At 68.0% G+C, this 19,588-nt stretch carries 18 protein-coding genes; 14 read left to right on the forward strand and 4 right to left on the reverse strand.

Annotated elements, in window-relative coordinates; genetic code table 11:
• Position 1: 1 nt before the first annotated feature.
• The 12 genes from ACFQV6_RS02510 to ACFQV6_RS02565 all read left to right on the forward strand — a co-directional run bounded on the left by ACFQV6_RS02510 (position 2) and on the right by ACFQV6_RS02565 (position 9,893).
• On the forward strand, positions 2–808 hold the full coding sequence (locus ACFQV6_RS02510; RefSeq protein WP_378025622.1) for a replication-relaxation family protein: 807 nt from the start codon (positions 2–4) through the stop codon (positions 806–808).
• Positions 796–1,854, forward strand: coding sequence for a M23 family metallopeptidase (locus tag ACFQV6_RS02515; RefSeq protein ID WP_378025623.1), 1,059 nt, complete (start codon positions 796–798; stop codon positions 1,852–1,854). Before ACFQV6_RS02510 ends, ACFQV6_RS02515 begins: the two co-directional genes overlap by 13 nt.
• A 437-nt stretch (positions 1,855–2,291) precedes the next feature.
• Positions 2,292–3,746, forward strand: a complete 1,455-nt coding sequence (locus tag ACFQV6_RS02520; RefSeq protein WP_378025624.1) for a MarR family transcriptional regulator — start codon at positions 2,292–2,294, stop codon at positions 3,744–3,746.
• A 91-nt stretch (positions 3,747–3,837) separates the two neighbouring features.
• Entirely contained in the window at positions 3,838–4,323 is a 486-nt protein-coding gene (locus ACFQV6_RS02525) for a hypothetical protein (protein ID WP_378025625.1), read from the forward strand.
• A complete protein-coding gene (locus ACFQV6_RS02530; protein ID WP_378025626.1) occupies positions 4,320–4,622 on the forward strand; it encodes a hypothetical protein in 303 nt (100 codons plus the stop codon). The genes ACFQV6_RS02525 and ACFQV6_RS02530 overlap by 4 nt, the downstream gene beginning before the upstream one ends.
• A gap of 725 nt (positions 4,623–5,347) precedes the next feature.
• The gene (locus ACFQV6_RS02535) at positions 5,348–6,334 is read left to right on the forward strand and encodes a DUF932 domain-containing protein (RefSeq protein ID WP_378025771.1); all 987 of its coding nucleotides are present in this window, start codon (positions 5,348–5,350) and stop codon (positions 6,332–6,334) included.
• Between the two features lie 286 nt (positions 6,335–6,620).
• Complete coding sequence (locus tag ACFQV6_RS02540) at positions 6,621–7,118, forward strand: hypothetical protein (RefSeq protein WP_378025627.1); 498 nt, start codon at positions 6,621–6,623, stop codon at positions 7,116–7,118.
• 72 nt (positions 7,119–7,190) lie between these two features.
• Entirely contained in the window at positions 7,191–7,676 is a 486-nt protein-coding gene (locus tag ACFQV6_RS02545) for a hypothetical protein (RefSeq protein WP_378025628.1), read from the forward strand.
• Positions 7,673–8,005, forward strand: coding sequence for a hypothetical protein (locus ACFQV6_RS02550; RefSeq protein WP_378025629.1), 333 nt, complete (start codon positions 7,673–7,675; stop codon positions 8,003–8,005). The genes ACFQV6_RS02545 and ACFQV6_RS02550 overlap by 4 nt, the downstream gene beginning before the upstream one ends.
• Positions 8,006–8,018: 13 nt before the next feature.
• Entirely contained in the window at positions 8,019–8,405 is a 387-nt protein-coding gene (locus tag ACFQV6_RS02555; protein WP_378025630.1) for a hypothetical protein, read from the forward strand.
• Between the two features lie 98 nt (positions 8,406–8,503).
• Positions 8,504–9,055: a hypothetical protein gene (locus tag ACFQV6_RS02560; protein ID WP_378025631.1), complete on the forward strand. Its 552-nt coding sequence runs from the start codon at positions 8,504–8,506 to the stop codon at positions 9,053–9,055.
• Between the two features lie 187 nt (positions 9,056–9,242).
• Complete coding sequence (locus tag ACFQV6_RS02565; RefSeq protein ID WP_378025632.1) at positions 9,243–9,893, forward strand: hypothetical protein; 651 nt, start codon at positions 9,243–9,245, stop codon at positions 9,891–9,893.
• 59 nt (positions 9,894–9,952) lie between these two features.
• Here ACFQV6_RS02565 and ACFQV6_RS02570 read toward each other — a convergent pair whose 3' ends face one another.
• Together ACFQV6_RS02570 and ACFQV6_RS02575 are read right to left on the reverse strand one after the other, a co-directional pair.
• Entirely contained in the window at positions 9,953–10,129 is a 177-nt protein-coding gene (locus ACFQV6_RS02570; protein ID WP_378025633.1) for a hypothetical protein, read from the reverse strand.
• Between the two features lie 441 nt (positions 10,130–10,570).
• Positions 10,571–10,828: a hypothetical protein gene (locus tag ACFQV6_RS02575; protein WP_378025634.1), complete on the reverse strand. Its 258-nt coding sequence runs from the start codon at positions 10,826–10,828 to the stop codon at positions 10,571–10,573.
• A 1,410-nt stretch (positions 10,829–12,238) separates the two neighbouring features.
• Here ACFQV6_RS02575 and ACFQV6_RS02580 point away from each other — a divergent pair.
• Positions 12,239–12,982, forward strand: coding sequence for a hypothetical protein (locus ACFQV6_RS02580; protein ID WP_378025635.1), 744 nt, complete (start codon positions 12,239–12,241; stop codon positions 12,980–12,982).
• Between the two features lie 460 nt (positions 12,983–13,442).
• On the opposite strand, the gene ACFQV6_RS02585 is transcribed toward ACFQV6_RS02580, so the two are convergent.
• Both ACFQV6_RS02585 and ACFQV6_RS02590 read right to left on the reverse strand, forming a co-directional pair.
• Positions 13,443–14,744, reverse strand: a complete 1,302-nt coding sequence (locus ACFQV6_RS02585) for a hypothetical protein (RefSeq protein ID WP_378025636.1) — start codon at positions 14,742–14,744, stop codon at positions 13,443–13,445.
• Positions 14,741–17,413 carry a BTAD domain-containing putative transcriptional regulator gene (locus ACFQV6_RS02590; RefSeq protein WP_378025772.1) on the reverse strand — a complete coding sequence of 891 codons (2,673 nt, stop codon included), beginning with the start codon at positions 17,411–17,413 and terminating at the stop codon, positions 14,741–14,743. Before ACFQV6_RS02590 ends, ACFQV6_RS02585 begins: the two co-directional genes overlap by 4 nt.
• 258 nt (positions 17,414–17,671) lie before the next feature.
• Here ACFQV6_RS02590 and ACFQV6_RS02595 point away from each other — a divergent pair, with 258 nt between their 5' ends.
• Positions 17,672–19,588, forward strand: coding sequence for an Hsp70 family protein (locus tag ACFQV6_RS02595; protein ID WP_378025637.1), 1,917 nt, complete (start codon positions 17,672–17,674; stop codon positions 19,586–19,588).

Genomic DNA, 19,588 nt, shown 5'->3' on the forward strand with positions numbered 1-19,588 from the left:
CGTGGCCGGCGAACTCACGAGACTCACTCCCCGAGACCGGCTCCTGCTCGACCTGCTCGACGAGCACAAGACCTTCACGACCGAGCAGATCCACACCCTCGCCTTCACCTCGCTTGCCCGGACCCGCATCCGCCTTGGGCAGCTCTACACCCGCGAGCTCCTCGACCGGTTCCGCCACTACCAGCGGCCCGGCTCGCAATCGTGGCGGTGGACCCTCGGCCCCATCGGCGCTGCCATCCTGGCGGCCGGTCGAGGCGCCACGCTGCCCCGTCCCGCCGCCGTACGCGACGCTACGGCGCGAATCGCGATGTCTCCGACGCTGGCGCACCTCGTGACCACCAACGGGTTTTTCGTGGCACTGTCCGCGCATGCCCGCACCGCCCCGGCGGCCCGGCTGAGCCGGTGGTGGAACGAGGCCCGGTGCCGTGAGGCGGTCGGGACGGTCGTGCGGCCCGACGGCCACGGCGTGTGGCATGACGGCGGGCGGGCGGTGCCGTTCTGGTTGGAGGCCGACCTCGGCACCGAAACGCTGTCGCGGGTCGTCGGGAAGCTCACCGGCTACGCCGCGTTACCTCCCGCGCAGGCGTATCCGGCGCTGTTCTGGCTGCCCACCGGCGCCCGTGAGGTCAACGTGCACGCCTACCTCATCCGGTCCGGGGTGCCGGACGGGGTGACCGTGGCGACCGCCGCCGCCGACAACGCGCCCGACGGACCGGCCGGTGCGGTGTGGCGGGTCGCCGGGCGCGGCGGGCGGGTCAGCTTGGCCGACCTCACGCCCGCCGGAGGCGGTGCGGTGTGGGACGGATAGTTACCGGCGTCGCTGTGGGGTTCGTGGCGCTGGTGGTCCTGATCGCGGGGGCCGCCGCCGGGGTGGCCGGGTCTCTGTTCGGCGGGGGTGCCGGTGGCCGGCCGGGTTGTGCCGGTGTGGTGATCACCCCCGGCGCGGTCCCGGCGGGATTGACCGCCGATCAGACCCGTAACGCCTCCGTGATCGTGGCCGTCGGTCAGCGGATGCGGGTGCCGGTGCGCGGGTGGGTTGTCGCGGTCGCCACCGCCCTCCAAGAATCCGACCTGATCAACCTAGGGCACCTCGGGACGGGCAACGATCACGACTCGTTGGGGCTGTTTCAGCAACGGCCTAGCCAGGGATGGGGCACCCCGGCACAGCTCATGACGCCGGACTACGCCGCCGGAAAGTTCTATGAACGCCTGCTGACCGTGCCGGGGTGGCAATCGCTGCCGCTGACCGAGGCGGCTCAGGCGGTGCAACGGTCGGCGTACCCGGACGCCTACGCCAAACACGAGCCGCGCGCTGCGGCCATCGTGGCGGCATTCACCGGCGGCACGCTGCCGGTATGCGATGCGGGGACCGTGAGCGCGTCCGGGTGGACCCGTCCCGTGGCCGGTGAAGCCGGGTCCGGGTTCCGCACACCCGAACGTCCCGGCCATGACGGCACCGACATCGGGGCCGACAAAGGCACGGTGATCCGGGCCGCGTCCGCCGGAGTGGTGGTGCGGGTGCGGTGCAACGCGGGCGGCGGCTCGTGGGATGCCCCGTTCCGGGGCCGGACGCTGTGCGACACCGACGGGTACCCGGGGTTCGGCGGGTGCGGGTTTTATGCCGAGGTGCGGCACGCGGGCGACATCGTGTCGCGGTACTGCCACATGGTCCGGCAACCCCTCGTGACTGTCGGTCAGACCGTGACCGCCGGACAGCCGATCGGCTACGTCGGATCATCCGGCAACTCGTCCGGGCCACATTTGCATTTCGAGATCCATGAGGGCTATCCGGCAACGGAAAGTAACGCCGTCAACCCGGTGCCATTCATGGCCGGAAAAGACGTCACCCTATAAACCGGTGAAGTGATTCTTCGCACCACGCATGGACTTGACTTCATCAATTAGTCGAGGTAGCCGGCCCGGCTCGGCCGAAGGTGCCCGCGACCCGGAATCCGCGAGGATTCCGGGGCGTTCCCGCGACCGGCTCACGGCCCCGCACGCGCGCCACACCGTGCACCCATGCCGTTGCATCGGCCCGTATTTAAACGCGCCGGAGGGGCGACGCTAGGGCCACTAAATGCGCCATCGGGTACGGCATTCCCGTCCGCGTACGAGGCGCAATCGATTAGCGGTGCGGTTTCAAAAGAGTCATGGGAATGCGGGTTGACAATGCGCCGGTGCAGAGCGTCCATGGACGTGGGCAACAACAACGGCCCCGGCGAAACCGCAACGAGGCGCACCCCGCGCCACGGAATCGCAATGCCATTCCCTTTTCTTATGGAGGTATTCCCATGTCCGCCACTGCCACCCCCGCCGCCGAGTCCGTCGCCCGCACCCTGGCCGCGCACCCCGACGGCATCACTGCCCGTGACCTCGCCACCGCCGCCGGAGTCGGCGCCTCCACCGCCGCAAAGGCCCTGGTCGCCATGGAGGCGGCCGGAACCGCGACCCGCACCCCCGGCCCGGCCAACGGCAACCGCAAGCCTGCCGACCTCTGGCACCCCGCCACCACCACCGAGGAGCCCGCCATGACTGACCTCACCGTGACCGACGAGATCCCCGCCGCTAGCGACGACACCGCGACCGACGACGCCCCCGCCGCCGAAGGTGAGGCACGGCCTAACCGGATTGTTGAGAGCCACATGGCTAACCCCGGTCAGACCGTCCGGTTCGAGGTTGCCGGAACCGAGGTGACCAACCTCGGCAACCGTGAGGCCGGAATCTTCCTCACTGAAGGAGGAAACATTGTTGCCGACGTGCCGGTAACCGTGACCGCCGACGGTGACACCGGCGACGGCACCACCGCCGCCGAGGAGGCCCCCGCCGCCAGCGACGGCACCGCGACCGACGAGGCCCCCGCCGGTCTGCCGGAGGCGTCCGTCTCGGCAGCGCCGGTGTCGGGTGCGCCGTCGGGTGGAGCCGACTACTTCAAGATCGTGATGGTCGCGGGGATTCTGGGTGACTACCCGAACGGCGTTGCGGCGGCGCTCATTACCGAGCTGTCTGGCCTGCGTGTGCCGGTGGTGGCGCGGGTGCTGATGGCTATGGAGGTTGCCGGGGCGGCGGTGCTGAAGCCGGGCGGTCCCAACAAGGAGGACAACCCGGACCGGTGGGTTCTGGGGGATGCCGACCTGCGCACGGTTGACCTCGCGAACGCGACCCCGTACCGCGAGTGCGTGTGTTCGTGTGGCCACAAGCACCGGGTGAAGAACGGTGTCGCGGTCACGGCCCGCCGCACCGCCCGCACCGGCGCCGCCACCGGTGAGATCAACACCGACGGGTCCGAGAAGCTCGCCAAAAATGGCCTCCGCAGTCTGGTGGAGGCGTTCATGCGGGACCTCGGCACCGGCCACGAGGTCACCCCCGGCACCGTCGGGCGTGAGTTGGGCGGGCGTAGCTCCGGTGCGTGCGGCAACGCGTTGCAGAAGCTCACCATCGCCGGGGTGGTCGTGATGACGAACGAGGCGCCGGTGAGGTACGCCCTCGCCGACGACGCGCCCGCCCCGGCGGCTGAGGTGGCCGCCCTGATGAAGCCCCCGGTGATCAGCGAGAACGAGGCCGACACCGCCGACGACGCGACGGCCGCCGACCCGACCGACGACGAGGCCGCCGCCGACACCGCCGACAACACCGCCGCCGACGACGCCAGCACGCCGACGGCCGACGACGCCAGCGCCTCCGACATCAGCGCGGACGCGCCCGCCGGTGACGCCACCGACGTGGCCGACGAGGCACGGGCGGCGTAACAGCCCCCGGGGCCGGGACGCGGTTAGCGTCCCGGCCCCGGCGCCGTTGCGGCGGATTTCCCACCAGCCCTCAACGCTAGGAGACGCAATCATGAGAACGAATCGACGCCGGACCGTGTGGCACCTCGTGTGCCCGGGGTGCGGTGAGCCCGCCCGCAAGTGCCCGCCCCGCCGGTGGTTCGCTGCCACCGGCCCGCGCCCGCGTTGGTCGCACACCGACGGTGAGGCGCTGTGCCCGGTGATGGGCGCGCACGGTTACCGGCCCGCCGACCCCCACCCGGCCCCGCCCGCGCGGCGCACCCGCCGCCGGGTGGGCACCCCCGCCGGGGCACCCACGACCGGCGTAGACGTGGCGTCCGGCCCGGGGACGGTGTACGTGGTGGCCGGGGGCGACATGATCGCCGTGTTCCCCGAGCCGGACTCCGCCGCCATCGAGTTCATCGAGTTGGTCGGCGCGAACCTCGAACCGACCGCGCGCACGGTCCGCGCCGACCGGTGGGCGGCCCTCCGGGCGCGACTTATCGCCACGGTCCCCGGCCTCGTAATCGTGGACCTCCGTGACGGGGGCGACCGGTGACCCGCCCCGGCCCCGATGACGGGGCACCGAAACTGTCCGACCAGCAGACCGAGGCCCTGCGCGAATCGGCCGACCCGATCGCCGTGGGCGGGGAGTCGGATTGGGAGGTCGCGGTGTACGTGTACGCGCTGCAAACCCGCCTCACCTGCTCGGGCGGCAGCGTCCCCGCCGGTCTGTACGTGCGCACCGTGCGCGGCAAGTCAGAGCGTGCCTACCCGGTCACCGATGCCGCCGCCGCTATCGCCTACGCCGACGAGACAGAGCGGCGGTATGTCGCATGGGCGGAGGCGAACCAGTGAACGGGCAGCGCACTTCTGATGATGGGGTGTCCGGCCTTCCCGCCGGTCTGACCATCCGTCCGCGTGACGCACGGCGTGGGTTGCCGATTCCGCCGGTCAACGTGCACGACGGTCCCGACGGGTCGTACGTGGACTTCACCACGATCAACACCGCGACCTCTACGGAGCTCGCGCTCGCCCGGCGGTGTTCGCTGTGCGGTGAGCCGATGGGGTATTGGGTGGCGTTCCTCGGCGGTCCCCGCGCGGCGGAGCTGTTGCGCTACACCGACCCGCCGGGGCACCCGGAGTGCATGACGGCGGCGCTGTCGCTGTGCCCGCATATCGCCTTCTCCCGGCACCGGCGCGCACGCGCTGACCGTCCCGGCGGCGGCATGATCCCGCCAGGCTCGCACGGCGAGAAACCCGAGAAGTACGTCCTCGGGATCACCCGCTCCTACCGGACGGAGTTCGTGCCTCTCCACGGCTTCTCCGTGTATCTGCCGGCGCCGTTCAAGTCCGTTCACGAGTACGAGTACGGCCCGGACGGGCGCCTGATCACCACCCCGTGCACCCGGTGGGGACGCGGTGGCGGCGGGCGTCAGATTCGCCGGAGAAACCTCCATAGACCGACCCGAATCGACTTGATCCAGGCTCAAAGGTTGGAAACATTGCTGTTGACGGCGTGGCCGGGGTCGCAACCCCCGGCCCGCCGCCCACCGACCCTACAAACCCGGAAGGAAACACTCGTGGCACACGAGCTGGAAAAACTCGCCAACGGCCAGACCGCCTTCGCCTCCGCCCGGCTGACCGCCTGGCACCAACTCGGCACCGTCGCCGACGACTGCATGACCGCCGAGGAGATCATGAGCAAGGCTTGGCTCGGCGGCTGGGAGGTCCGCAAGATCCCGCTCCAGGGCATCGAGGTCAACGACAAGGGCGTCACGAAGATCGACTGCCCGGACAAGTGGATGACGGTGCGGACCAACCCGCACAGCGGCGAGACCGAGTACCTCGGCATCGTCGGCGACGACTACGCGACCGTTCAGAACGAGCAGGTCGCCGAGATGCTCAACCTCCTGGTCGACGCCTCCGGCGCGCACTTCGAGACGGCCGGCTCGATGCGCAAGGGCAAGAGCGTCTTCGTCACGATGAAGCTGCCGAAGGCGATGGAGATCGCCGGGGTGGACCGGATAGACCTCTACCTGGCGGCCACCACCTCGCACGACGGAACCGCCTCGCTGCGGGTGGACGCGACTCCGGTGCGGATCGTATGCGCGAACACGCAGCGCATGGCGTATGCGCGCAGCGAGGGCTCGTACATCTTCCGGCACACCTCGAACATCACCTCCAAGATCAGCGAGGCACGTCAGGCGCTCCGGCTGGTGTGGAAGCACTTCGACGCGTTCGAGCGCGAGGCCGAGAAGATGATCAACGAAGCGCTGACCATGGGCGAGTTCGAGAAAGTCGTCGCGCAGCTGTGGCCGACCGAGGACGACGCCTCCGACGTGGCGAAGAACAACGCGAAGCAGCGCTCGGCCACGCTGCGGTTCCTCATTCGCGACGCGGACACCCAGAAAGCGATCAAGGGCACCCGGTGGGCCGGATACCAAGCCATCACCGAGTACGTCGATCACTACGCGAAGGCCAGCACCGACGCCGTCCGCGCCCGCCGCGCGGTCACCGGTCAGGGTGCCGACCTCAAAGCCCGCGCGTTCGAGCTGCTGGCGGTCTGAGCATGGCCCGGTACCGGGGTCGACTCCGCCGCACCGGGCGACGCTCGGCCCCGTCACCGGCGGGCACCACCACGACCGCCGCCCCCGGCGCAGCGTCTCCGTGACGACGCACGGCCGGGCGGCTCGGGACGGTCCCGCCCACCCACGCAACCCGGCCCACGACGCCCGCCAACGGCACCTTCCGGCCATCGCGGTGTGCCCGTCATCCCCGGCCCCGCGGGCGCCGCCACGGCGGCACTCGCGCCTCGAACCCCTCGAACCGACTCCACCACGGAGGTACCCCCTCATGTCCGCGGACTCCGCGACTCCGGCCGGCACGCCGAACGCCCCTGACCTTCTTGCCGAGATCAACGACCTGTGCGAGGCGTGGGCAAGGGCTCGCGTAGCTCGCGTCCTGGCCGAGCACTCGGCCGACCACGCCGAATACGAGCGCCACGCCAACGTCGCCGACTACTGGGAGCGGGAATCACGCACCCGGTACGACGCCCTCGTCCCCACGATCGAGTCCGTCGCCTCGCGCCCGGTTCAGATAGAGAAGTTCATGCCGGTGCGGACGCTGCCCAGCGGCCACGTCGAGGTTCACGCGCACGACCAGCACGCCCGGCCCGTGGTCGTCACGTTCACCGGTGCCGAGGCGGTCTCCGTCGCCATCCACCTCACCGCCCACGCCGCGATCGGCCTCGACCGCACCGGCGCCAAAGTCGACCCGCTCCTTCCGGCAGTCCCCGTGCCTACGCCGCCCGCCGCCGTGACCGGCCGCGCGCCCGTGCCCAACCCCCGATGAACAGCCCCGGGGTGCAGTGGCCGGGGCCGCTGCACCCCGGCCACCACCGACCCCTCCAACAGGGAGATAGCCATGCCCACCGTGGAAACTCTGCTGACCCTCGCCACCACGTATGCACAGGCCGCCGTCCGGGCCGACCGCGACCGAGCCTCCGCCCGCTCAGCGGCCACCCCCGCCGAGCAGGCCGCGACCGAGTCCGCCGTCCGCACAGCGGACTCCGCCGTCGATGCCGCCCGCATTGCGCTCCGCGCCGCTGTGCACAACGCTCTCGAGCTTCCGGTGTACGCCGTACCCGACACGAGTCTGCCCGTGTGCACCTGGCACAACGGCCAAGTCTTGATCCGCGCTCTAACCAACAGCGGCGAACGGGCCGTGCGCGTGCGCTACACCGCCGAGCAGGCCCTCGCCATCGGCACCAGGCTCATCGCCTGCGCGGCCATCACCGACCAGCGCCTCGGCGGCACCCTGTCAGGCATCCTCGGCACCTTCCCTGCCGCCGAGGCCAGCGCACCGACCGCGACCGGCCCGGACACGCCCGACGCCGGGAGGCGAGCATGACCGACACCTCCGGCACCGGCGGACACGAGGTCGGCGCCTTCCAGGTCGCCCTCGACGGACGCCGGCTGAGTGAAGCCTTGGCGGCACTCGGCCAGGTTGAGCCCCCGATCACCGACGTGCTCGCCGCGCTGAACCTGCGCATCTACCGGCGCGACCACGCCGCCGGTGACCGCACCGGCTACGTCGTCCTCGACGTCCACGGCGTCTCCATCGGCGTCCTGCGCCGCGCCCGCAATCTGTACCTGCACGCCGACACCTCCGAAACCGACGACGCTGTCATCGCCTTCGAGGTCAACGGCGGCGGCGAGTCCGACCACGCCACCCGTTGAACCAGGAGCCCTCATGAACCTCAACTTCACCCACGGCCGATCCACCCGGCACGACCGAGCGGTATGCGGCAGCGACGACGGGCCGGGCACTCGGATCACCAACGAGCCGAGCCTCATCACATGCCCTGACTGCCCGGACGCCGCCTTGAATGAACTCATTCCCAACGACGCGGTCACCGGAGACCCGCACATCATGCAAACACTGCGGGAAGCACGAGACGGGCACACCATGAAGATCGACGGCGTCATCGTGGATGCGACCACCGCAGGCGCCATCCTCACCGTCTACGAGGCGGCCACTCCCCGGACGCAGACGAAGATCGCCAGCCTGCCGCTGACCCTCATGACTCGGCTGGCCTGGGACATCCTCCGCGACGAGGCGGAAGGAGACGGCCAGTGACCCTCACGCCCGCGTGGACGTCCCCGACTCCCGACGAGATGCCGTTCCACTGCCGGACATGCCGCCGAGCACTCCACCGCCGCCAGACTCCCACCGGCGTGGCCACATTCGAGCACCCGAACGAACTCCGCGGCGACACCCGCGACCACCAGCCTCAGCCGGCACCGGTGACCGAGGTCCCCGATCCGATCATCGAGTGCGACTTCTGCTCCAGCCCCGAGGCCCGCTGGGTCTACGTGTGTGCCGACCAGGAGACCGACACGAGATACGTCACCCGGCGGACCGTCGAAGTGGGCGACTACCAGCGCCGCCACTATGCGGCCCGCACGCGCGCCGTCGAGACCGCATCCGGCCCTCTGCGGATCTGGGGCGAACGGTGGAGCACCTGCGACGGCTGCGCAGCCTTGCTCGAAGCCCACGACCTCTACGGGCTGATCGCCCGGGTCACTGACGCCATGCCTCCGAAACTGATCCGAGGCAAGAAGTTGATGACCGTTCGCGGGCTACTCCATGGCAACTACAGCACCGTTCTGGAGACGCTGCGCCCTGGCCGAGGGCGCATCACCGCGCGGTATCCGCTCATGGCGTGGGAGGAGACGCCGGACCGAACGGACACCGGCCGACCGATCGGCCAGCGGCGCAAGGGCTAGGAGTGTCGGTGACCGGCGGGCACACCCGAGGGTACGCGCAACCCCGCCGGTCACCTCACCCGAATCCCGAGCCACCGCGCCCAACGAGCCGCATCTCCCGGGAGGGGTGTGCGAGCGATCGTAGTCCCCAGATCCACGAGCTGCCCGGCCTCGCGTGCTCGACCTCAGCATGACCGGAGGTGTAAGGATGATCCTCGTGGCGCAACGCAGCATCGACGGACGAGTAGCCCTCGACCGGGCGGGCGTGGCCGCGCACACCGGCGCCTCACGCTCCACGGTTAACCACTGGCACCGCAACCGGGACCGGTACGGATTCCCCGAGGCGTTAACCCACGACGGCGGCGAGTGGTTCTGGCTTGATGACATCACCGCGTTCCACGTCGCGCACCTCGCGGCGAAGAAAGCCGTGCTCACCGAGATTGACCGCAGCGGTGGACCGAACGATCGGGTCACCTCCGGCGGCGCCGCCGCCATCCTCGGCTACGCCTCGCACCGCAACCTGCCCGACGAGCTGATCGACAACCCCGACTTCGTGGAGGAACTGCCGAGCGGGCGTATCCGCCGGTACTGGTACCGGCGCACCGTGTGGGCGCACGCTGACGCCCGTACCGGCCGCCAATCCACCGGCCGCACCCCCGGCACCACGACCGGCCCACGCAAACCGCATCCGTACGCCGACGACCCTCGGCTTCAGGCCGCCGCCGAACTGCTGACCGAGGCGAAGCAGGCCGGACGCGACCGGCGCGGCCTCGGCGTCGAACTGGCCAGCCGCCTCGGTATCCCAGAGCGGACCGCACAACGGCTGCTCACTGTCGCAGAGGCCGACCAACCAAGCTGACCCCCGAAGAGCGTGAGGCGCCGCCGGCCACTTCGACCGGCGGCGCCTCGCGTCTCAGCTCACTCGTCTTCGTCGGAGTCCTTGTCGTGCCGGGCGGTCGGCACGGCCGGAGCCTGCATCAGGTACCGCAACGCGCCGTCGAAGTCGGTGCCCCGCGTTTCGGCCGTACGGGCGAGGACGTCGAATGCCTCGTCGCTGATTTCGATGAGGCGCCGTCTGGGTGCGGGCGTGGTCATCGTTTCCCCCTGGTCATCACAGGTGGTGCCCGCCGGTCGGGCACCCGGAATCCATCTATGCCGACCGGCGGCGAGGCATCAAGCCGACAGCGTCGGCACACTGGCAGGCGTGACGGCCGAGGCAGCCTCAGGCGACACCGCTAGCGGGTGTTAAGGCGTCCTCCGATGCCGCGCTCACGTGCCGAAAGTGGAGAGAGCTGGGCGAGCCCGTACCGGTTTTCAAGACCGGCCGCCGCACGACTTTGACCTGCGAAAAGTTCGAAAGTGGCTATCGCATTGTCGCGCTATGGTCGCAAGCTGTCCCTCCGCGTGCACGGAGCCCCGATCCCCACACTGCCAGGCTGGTGCTCGGCCATGACCGCTGATCTGCAAAGGCGCGACTAGCGCGAAGGTAGGTCAACTTCCCGCTATTCCCCGGTGACGACCCGCCGATCTGGCCCGTCACTCATCGCTGGAGGTCTCTGCGGCTTGCACCATCTTCGCCAGGATCTTGTCAGGATGTTCGCCTGTCGCCCCTGCAGTGAGGTCGATCAAAAGGTCGGCGGCGATCGCCAGGCCGACCGCGAGCTGGAGCTCGGCCTCCGTCTCCTCGTCGTCGACGAGGCCCTGTAGATAATGAGCGAAGTCCCTCAGGTCCCGGGGAGTGCTATTTCGCCAGACGTTGAGCGCTCCGACACCCATTCGAAGAGCGTCCTTCATGGGTCGATTCATTGAGCCATGATCACCAGCAAGGAACTTGCGTCATCGGACTTTATGTGCGGCGTCACGAATCCACTAGTGTCAGGTCAGGTGCCGGGACCGCTTCCACATCAAGGAACGATCCAGATGAGTTTCACCGGCAGAGTGGCACATGTTCCTACGAGGCTGGAGCCGGGTTCCCCTACCCAACCAACTCCCGCCCTGCCCGGACGGCCCTCGTCTCAGTTCTCTAAGCTTGCCCGCAACTACCTCCCGAACAGAGATCGGCAGCCCGCTGCTGTCCGCTTTTCCTGCGATGATCGACCTGTCTTGACACGGATCTGGCATAAGGATGAGCCGAAGGTGCCCGGAGTCGTTGCGCTTGCTCTGCCATACTGCTTGTGTGACCACGCACCGTGACCGAAAGGTCCGCAGCCTCGGAGCGGCGTCCGGCGTCGCAGCTTTCCTAACAGCAGTCCTCGCGGACAAGATCGATCCTGTCATGGCATGGGCGCCTGTCGCTGGGCTCGGAGCCATTGCAACGGGGGCAGGCGTCTGGTTCGCCGGACGCTCCGAAGGCGCAAGTGTCCGGGCGGAAGATTCATGCGAGGTCTCGACGACCTCAACTTTCAGTCATATCGATTCCGTGGCCGCACCTAAAGCCACAGAAGATACGATCAGACTTACTCTTTCTACTGGCACTAAAGATCACCTTCCTATCCAAGAAGCAATAGCAATGCTCGAAGCGGTAAGTTCGGTTCTTCGCGTTGCCGCACCGAGTCGCAACGTGCTTTTCGATGGATTTCAGAGAAGTGACAGATTTGCGCTCGGCTTTGTCGTTGCTGGATAGTTGACTTTCTTGGGAACCTTGACCTCCTTGATCCCCAGGCACTGCTCACATCTGGTCATTCGTTCAGCGGATCAGCCTCGGACTTCGGGATCACTGGCTGTATCGTCAACTGCTGTTGGAACGAGGCTAACGCTTGGCTGCCGCCTGGGCCGAGTGTGCTGGAATGGTCCGTCGTTGACCTCTGTTAACCGGTTGATCGGGCACGAGGCGGGCACGTGGATCACTGGTGGACCCGCGGCGGAACCGGTCGTCATAGCCCGCGATTGTCGCCCATTTAAGTCACTTTAGTTCCGGCCCGCCTTGCTGTCCGCAGAATGGACGCGAGGTGCTGTAGGTGCCTGACACGGGCGAGAGATTCGGGCGTCGATCTCGTACATGACCTCGATAATTCGGCGACAGAGATGCGCTAGTTGTTCAGCTTGCTCTAGGTCAGGCTCAGGGAGTTCATCCGGATCGCAGGTCGCTGCAATGCTTTCTTCTTGGGCCAGTGGTGTTCGCGCTGATTGCGCCACTAGGGAGTGATTTTGGTTTTCTGAGCGTTTGGCGGTCACGAGCTCCTGAAAGCACTGCATAATGGTAGAATGAACGACCAGTCACCATCCGGCACCAAAAGCCTTTCACAATTCCTGGATGAGATTCAGGCGCACTCGGCCACGATTGCCGACAAAAAATGGAAGTCTCTTCATCTCATGTGCCGAATTTTTGAAGCTAATCTAGCCGACTTTAACGAGCTAATGACCTGGGCAACGACACAGCAAAATGCCGTAGAGATTGTTCAGAATGCGCGACCGAGTACAGTGCAAGAAGAATTCTTCTTTCAGCTTGCAAAGGAAACCCATAACCTTGGCGCGAGTGTCGGTTCCCTGATCGACCACACGCGAAGGCTTGTGGAAAGCTATCCGGCGGGAAAATTTCGAACGGAGTATGAAACGCGTAAGGACCTCGTAGCTAAGTCGGATTGTGCAGCGTTTGTTAAGAACTTCAGAAACTATATGCTGCATTACGACGTTCCTCCGTTCGCGTTTCAATTTTCCGTACGCAACACTCCACAGGGCCAGATTGAGGAGGCGCGGGTTCAGCTTGATTCTGCCAAGCTCCTGGCTTGGAGTAGCTGGACGACCGCCGCCAAGAACTATATTGAAGGGTCAGGTAGCCGTGTCGACCTCGCTAAGACTTTCACGGACTATTCGCAGCTTATCCGTGATCTTTACACTTGGCTGATGTCGCAGTTTGAGACCCTTCACGGGACCGAAATTCAGGACGCGAACGCCCTCATTTCCGAAGCTCGACGTAGTTACGGGTTTGAAGACAGCCCAGATATCTGACCCCTGACGATCCGGCGGACCATCTCGGAGACCGGGAGTCCCGTACCGAACTGCAGGGCGCGCACCGCGCAGCTTTGGCTTGCCGCTGCGCGGTGCGACGCCCTGGGCAGACGGACTGAGCGGCCCGTTTCGGGCCGTCTTGAAGAGGCACAGAAGGTGTGCACCGGTCTACAAGACCGGTCCCAAATTGATGTGCAGCCGGGGCGCTCGCACCAATCCGATCACCATGATCCATGTACGGTACTGCAGCCTGGCTGTCATCCACCCGCAAGCTTTCTGACCGAACATCCCAACCATACGGATCTGCCGCAGATAACGTGCGCCGCGGACCGGAGGCCGCATAACACAGCGCCGCAGCGACAAACCAAGCAATCCTCGCGGTGGGGCCACTTGATGCCGGAACGTCCGATTGGGGCCACGTCAGTCAGTATCAGGCGGAGTGCTGACCGATGCACCTTCGTCATGCCGGCACTTTCGGACGCTCGCCATTGAGGGCATTCTCCTCGCGGCGCAGGGTGTTGAGTAGCTCAGATACGCGGTTGTTGCGGATGGCGGTGCCGTGGTGGCGAAGGCGGTGCGCGAGGGCGTCACGGCTGACCGTGCGTCCCTCACGGAGCAACTCGTCACGGGCGGCGCGGGCCGCGGGCAGCAGGGGGAGGAGGTCAGGGGCGAGGTCAGCATCGCCGTCCGCGTCGAATTCGTCACCGTCCTGATCCTCTTCGTCGTCTTCGCGGTTGTTCCGGTCTTGGTACTGGTCTTCGCTGTCGTCCCGGTCGAGCGGTTCGTGGCGGGGTTCGCCTTCGGAGCCGGTGGCGGAGTCGGTGCCGGGCGTGGCCGGTGAGCGGCGTGGCTGTTCGGGTGCGGCTTTGTCGTTGGCCGGTGGCAACTCGGCGGGGCTGTCCGGCGGCGGCGGGGCGGGTGCGGTGATGGCGGGGGCGAGCCGGTCGGCCCAAGCGTGGTAGTCGATGCGGGCGGCCAGCTCGGCGGCGAGCCGGTCGAGGTCCAAGGTGCGCACGGCGACCTCGGCCATGTGCGGATCGCGCTGGTCGGCACGCACCACCTCCTCGACGGCGCGGGCTACCGCGGGGCGGCGCTTCTCGTCGCCGATGGCCAGCTCGGCGGCACGCAAAGACTCGTACACGCCGAGCGGGCGCCATACGCGGGTGTCCGGATCGGCGCGGCCCTCGCGGGCCAGCTCGGCGGCGCGGGCGGTCCAGATCGGATGCCGCACTCGCCGCCACAGGCCGTAGTCAGGGGCGGTATCGGCGAGTTTGCCCGCCGCGCGGAGAGCGTCTCGGCGGCGGGCGGCGGCGTGCAGCATCCACAGCGCGTACGCCGAGCCCGACAGCACACCGAACACGCTCGACCAGTAGTAGTCGGGCCAGTGCCCGGCCACCTGGATACCGACCGCGACCACGGCGACCACGGCCGAGAACACCCGCAAGCCATAGGCACGCTCACCGAGACGCATCCGTTCGTCGGCCATCGCAGCGAGCGCCATCGCCAGCAGTTCCAGGCAGAGCGCGAACGGCAGCACCGCTAGTACGCGCAGCACGAGCGGCACTCCAGGCGGCCACGGCAGATGGTCGAGGGCCACCCAGGTCTGCCCGATCACGGCGCCGGTGGCCGCCACGGCGTAGAACGAGTACGCCCACCGGGCCGGCGTCCAGCCTCCGTGGCTCGCGCTCGGCTGTGGGTTGCCGTTGGAGACTCTGGCGGTGGGGCTGATGGTCTGGACATCCTTCCTCGGGTTGTCGGTCATCGGTGGCCTCTGCTGGCGGTGGCGGGCCGGAGCTGACGTTCCGCGACCCGGCGGGTGGCCTCGGACGGCTCGGCGCCGCCGAGGTCGGCCAGCCGGTCTTCGAGGCGGCGCAGGGTGCGACGGACCGCGTCCGGGCGTCCGGCGCGACCGTGGATGCGCATGACGCGCTGATACAGCTCCTCATTTACCGGGTCGAACTCCAGGGCGCGTTCGAGGGCGGTGACAGCTTGGCCGGGGTGGTCGGTTTCGAGGAGTTCAGCGATTCGGGCGAACACGGACAGGATTTGGTGGCGGTAGGTGGTGGCATAATCGGTGATCCAGGTCTGGTCGGCGCCGTGGGCGAAGTCGCCGCCGTACAACTCGGCCGCTTCCCGCAGCGACGCGAGAGCCTGGGTGTCGTCCTCGGCGGTGTTCGCGACCTCGATGGCAGTGAGCATCTGCCACAGGTCCACGGCGATCAGCTCGGGGTCGAGGCGGTAACGGCCGGTCGCGGCGTCGTAGACGACGAACATCGCCTCGCCGTTGCCGGTGGCGGCTCGCAGCACCCGGCGGGTGGTGCTGATGTCGGTACGGATGCGCTTACCGGCCGTGCCCGGGTTGGTGTCGGGGTGCAGGTCGGCGGCTAGCTGGTCGAGGCTGCGCCCACCCGGGTTCGCGGCCAGGGAAGCGAGCACGGTGTAGGAGCCGCTACGCATCCCGGTCGCCACCGCCCCGCTCTCGGTCTCGACCAGGACCGGGCCGAGGACCCGCAACCTCACCGGGGCCGGCGCCTCGGAAGGCTTGGACGGGACCGGCTCGGCTGGCTCGATGCTCACCTCATCCGGTGCCGCAGCCGGCTCGCTCGGGGCCGGGTCGAGGTCGATGTCGTGGCCGGGCTCCGCGCGCGCGGTGGCGTCGGTAAGCATGGTCAGGACGGCAGCGAGGTCGTCCGCCACGAGGGTGGACAGGCGGACCACCCCGGCGGCCTCGGCGGTGGGGATGCCGTCGAGTTCGCCAAGGATGACCGGGTGCAGGTGCAGCGCTGCCCGGTGCGCGCCGACCGCGCGCAGGCGGGCAGCGTGCCGGGTCGTGGCCTCGATAAGCAGCACGTACGGCGGCTGGGTTTCGGCGTGGTCAGTGCGCTCGTTCAACGCGGTGATGGAGTCGAGGTCGAAGGTGTCTAACAGTCGCCGCCGCACGATCATCTCCTCTTCGGCGTGGGTGACGGCCGCGGCGGAGTCAGAGTGCACGATGAGGCGCTCGCCGTCGTAGCTGGTGCCGTCGGGGTCGAGCCCATGCAGTGCAGCACCGGTAGGCAGCAATCGGGCGAGGATCTCGGTGGTGGTGACCACCATCGGCCGTGCCTCGGCGCTTTGCGTAGCGCCGGTGGCGAGGACGGCTGCTAGCACCGCGCGGGCGGCTGATTCGGCGTCACCGGTCAGCGCCAGGCCGGGGCCGGGCAGGTCGAACAGGCTCACCTCGCTCCCGTCCGCATCGTGGCCGATCGGGGCAGGTACGACGGGTGCGGAGGGCCGGTGCGGCTCGTCATTGTTGGTGTGCGCGTGGCGTGTACCGGCCGCGTCGACGGGGGCGAGGCGTTCGGGGACCGGTGCTCGCGGCGCGGTGATGCGAGCCGGGATGGGAAAGCTGAGCCGGGCGCGGCGGCGCCGTTGCAGGCGCAGAAGGGAAGCGACGGCGGCGATCAGCGCGGCCAGGCCGAAGCTGACCCAGCCCTGCGACGGCAGGCTGATCCCCGTCTCGTCGTCTGGGACGTCGTCGGGCGCGGCGGGCGAGGGTTGCTCTTCCGATGTCGCGGTTGTCGAGGCGCTCGCCGACGGTGCGACGGTGGTTGAGGGGTTGATGGAGGTCGACGGTGCGACGGTGCTCGGCGTACTTGTCGGAGGGGCGGTTGTGATGGCGGCCGGTGCCGTCGGTGCGGAGGTGGTCGGCGCCGCTCCGTCCGGTCCTGGTTCGATCATGCCGTCATCGGACGGAGTCGTGTCGGCTGGTGGTGCGGGGCTGCCCAAGCCGGAATGCGCGGGCATGGCGAGGACCCAGCCGATGTGGATCTCGTCGGGATCCCTTAGTGCGTACCCGTTGGCCTGTTCGTGACCGCGGTTGAGCTCGAAGATCTGGCGCCAGCGGGTGGGGTCATCAAGCTTGCGTTCCGCGATTTCCCACAGGGTGTCGCCCTGGTGCACCGTCACCACGGGTGCTTTCGTCGGGGTCCGGGTGACGGACGGCGGTTGACTGTGGAGGGTGGTGGCGTGGTGTTGGTGACTGGTGGGAGTCGAGGTCGGTAGGCAGTCGTCTGGCGTTGCTGCGGCCGCGGGGGTAACGGCGTGCGCAGGTAAAGCGGTGGCCGACGTCGCCACGGCAGCGGTTCCCAGCAGACCGGCCGCGACGCTTTGCAGCGGACTCGGCAGGTAGTAGCACAAGCGCTCCCACGTTCGTCGCCAATCGCGTGACCGCAACCGGGTGACCGCTAAGGAATTAACACCCATCGCCACGAGACCCCAGAGGGCCCAAGCGAGCGCCCACCCTGTTGTCGCAGCGTTGTGCGGACTCAAGGGGGCTGCGAGGTAGTCCTGGACCTGCGCGGCGGTTGGTTTCTGATCCGGCCACGGCGGGCCGTTGATCGTGGCCATCACGACGGGGAATCCAGCAAGGATCACCGCGAAAGTGATCATGGTTCTGATTGCCGCGAAAAGACGAGTCAACTCGGTCACCCCCAAGGCTGCAAAAGCAGTCACCACCGGTCGTTAGCCAGGCGGACAGCGAGGCGTAGGCACCGGTGGGTTTGAATAGGTTGACCTTGACGCTAAGGGCTCTCGATACCGTCAGCGCCGTTCTCACCACTCACAAACACTCACACTTTCTCGCCGACGCCTGACAATGCTGGTCAGGGCCCGTTGCCTCAAGGGACGCATTGGACTTGCGGGCGGCCAATGTGTGGTGACGCATTGGCGATCTTCTGTTTCACTGGTGCGGTGACTCCATCGCTGGTGATCGATTACGGGGCGGCCATCACGCGTGCGGTTCTGATCCGGGCGGACGGTTCCTGGGTGGTGCTGCAGTTCGACGGTGGCTGGTGGCTGTCGTCGGCGGTACATGTCAGCGCTGGTCAGGTCTCGGTGGGGGCGGAGGCGTGGCGGCGAGCCGCGACCGACCCGGACGGGTTCGTGTTGTCGCCGCTGCGGGCCGGTACTGGGCATGTTGAAGTCGCCGGCGTAACCGTGGAGGTGGCGGAGCTGGCGGCGGCCACGTTGCGGCAGGTGGCCGCCGAGGCCGCGCGGGTGGCGGGTGATCGGGTGGAGCGGGTGCAAATGCTGATCCCTGCCGGGTGGGGTCCGCGGCGCAGGACGTGGTTCCAGCATGCCGCTCGCCTTGGTGGCCTGCACGTGTCGCAGCTCATGGAGGTACCGGTCGCGGCGGCCCTGCGGACGGCACCGGCCGTCGCGGCTTCTGAAGATGCCGAGCGGCTGCTGCTGATCATCGACATCGGGGCGGGCTGTGAGGTCACGGTGCTGCGGCAGAGCTCGCAGCAGACCGGCGTGCTGTCCACTCTCCATGACCAGGCGGCTGGCGGTGATCGCATCGATGCACTGCTCACTGCCGCATTGACCGGGACGCCCTTGGACGATCTGCCCGCTGGACAGCGGTGGACCACTCTCGCAACGGTTCGCATCATGCAGCAGTCTCTGGCTGAGCAGGTGGCGGTCACCGTGCCGATGCCGGGTTCGCCGGGCCCGGTGATCGTCACGCATGCGCACGCCATGCAGGCGGTCCAGCCCGTGCTCGAACGTGCCGGGGAACTGGCCGCCGACGCCGTTGCCGCCGCTGATCTGACCCTTGCCGAGGTTCACGGCGTGCATCTGATCGGCGGAGTCGCCGCGCTTCCTGGCGCGGCGGAACTGATTGCCGCGAAACTGGGCGTAGTGCCGCAAGTTTCCGCGCAGCCGAACATGGTGGCAGTGACCGGTGCGGCCGACGCGAATCCGTCCGTCGCGGCGGCCCGGTCGGAGGAGACCGAGGAGCCGTTGCGGCTTCCGCCGTTGCGGCGGCTTCTTCTGCTCGGTGTGCCCGCCCTGATGTCGCTGCTGTTATACGCGTTCTTCCTCGGAAAGGCCGACATGCTGGGCAGCCAGCCGTTCAGCAATTACCGGCCATTGAGCTCGCAGGTGTATGCCGCCTGGCCGCAGCTGACCGTAGCGGTCATGCTCGTCCAGTTAGGCTTGCTCCAGGCCGCTTCGGTGTTCGCCGCGCTGCTAGATCAGAACCCGCACATGCCGGGCCGGACCGGATCAATCAGCAGGATCACGGCCGCGCTCGGCATCACGGTGGTGGTCGGTCCGGTGATCGCCTACATCTACGCATTGGTCGCTACGGCGTACTTCAACGGTGCGTTCACCAAAATCGCGGACTGGACCGTGCAGTGGGCGGTTTGGCCCAGCCTGCCCGTGGCCGTCTGCACGGCGCTGCTCGCCGTAGCCGCCGCACGTCGGCGGCTCACCCCGGCGGGCGGCTGGGACGGATTCCTCAGCTTCCCGGCGAGTTCGCTGATCTTCGCCACAGCAGGTGCTGTCATCAGCGCGTACTGGTCGGTCATCCGCCTCCCGGAGTGGCTCTGGGGTTGGGGGCCTGCACTGAATTACATCGGCGAGGCATTGTTCGCCGTCGCCATTGCCTGCACCGTGGTCCAGCGCCTCTCACTGCGGGTCGGATTGAGCATCGTGCTCGCCCTCCCGGTGATGGTCGTCGCCCAGGGCTGGTGGGGATACCGGATGCTCGGCTTCTTCTACACTGCTGCCGTCGTCGTCTGGTTGCTCACCCGGCTGTGGGTGTTGCTCGCCGGACGCCGCTGA

Origin of the sequence: Actinoplanes sp. GCM10030250 (assembly GCF_042666575.1) — a bacterium.
GTDB lineage: Bacteria > Actinomycetota > Actinomycetes > Mycobacteriales > Micromonosporaceae > Actinoplanes.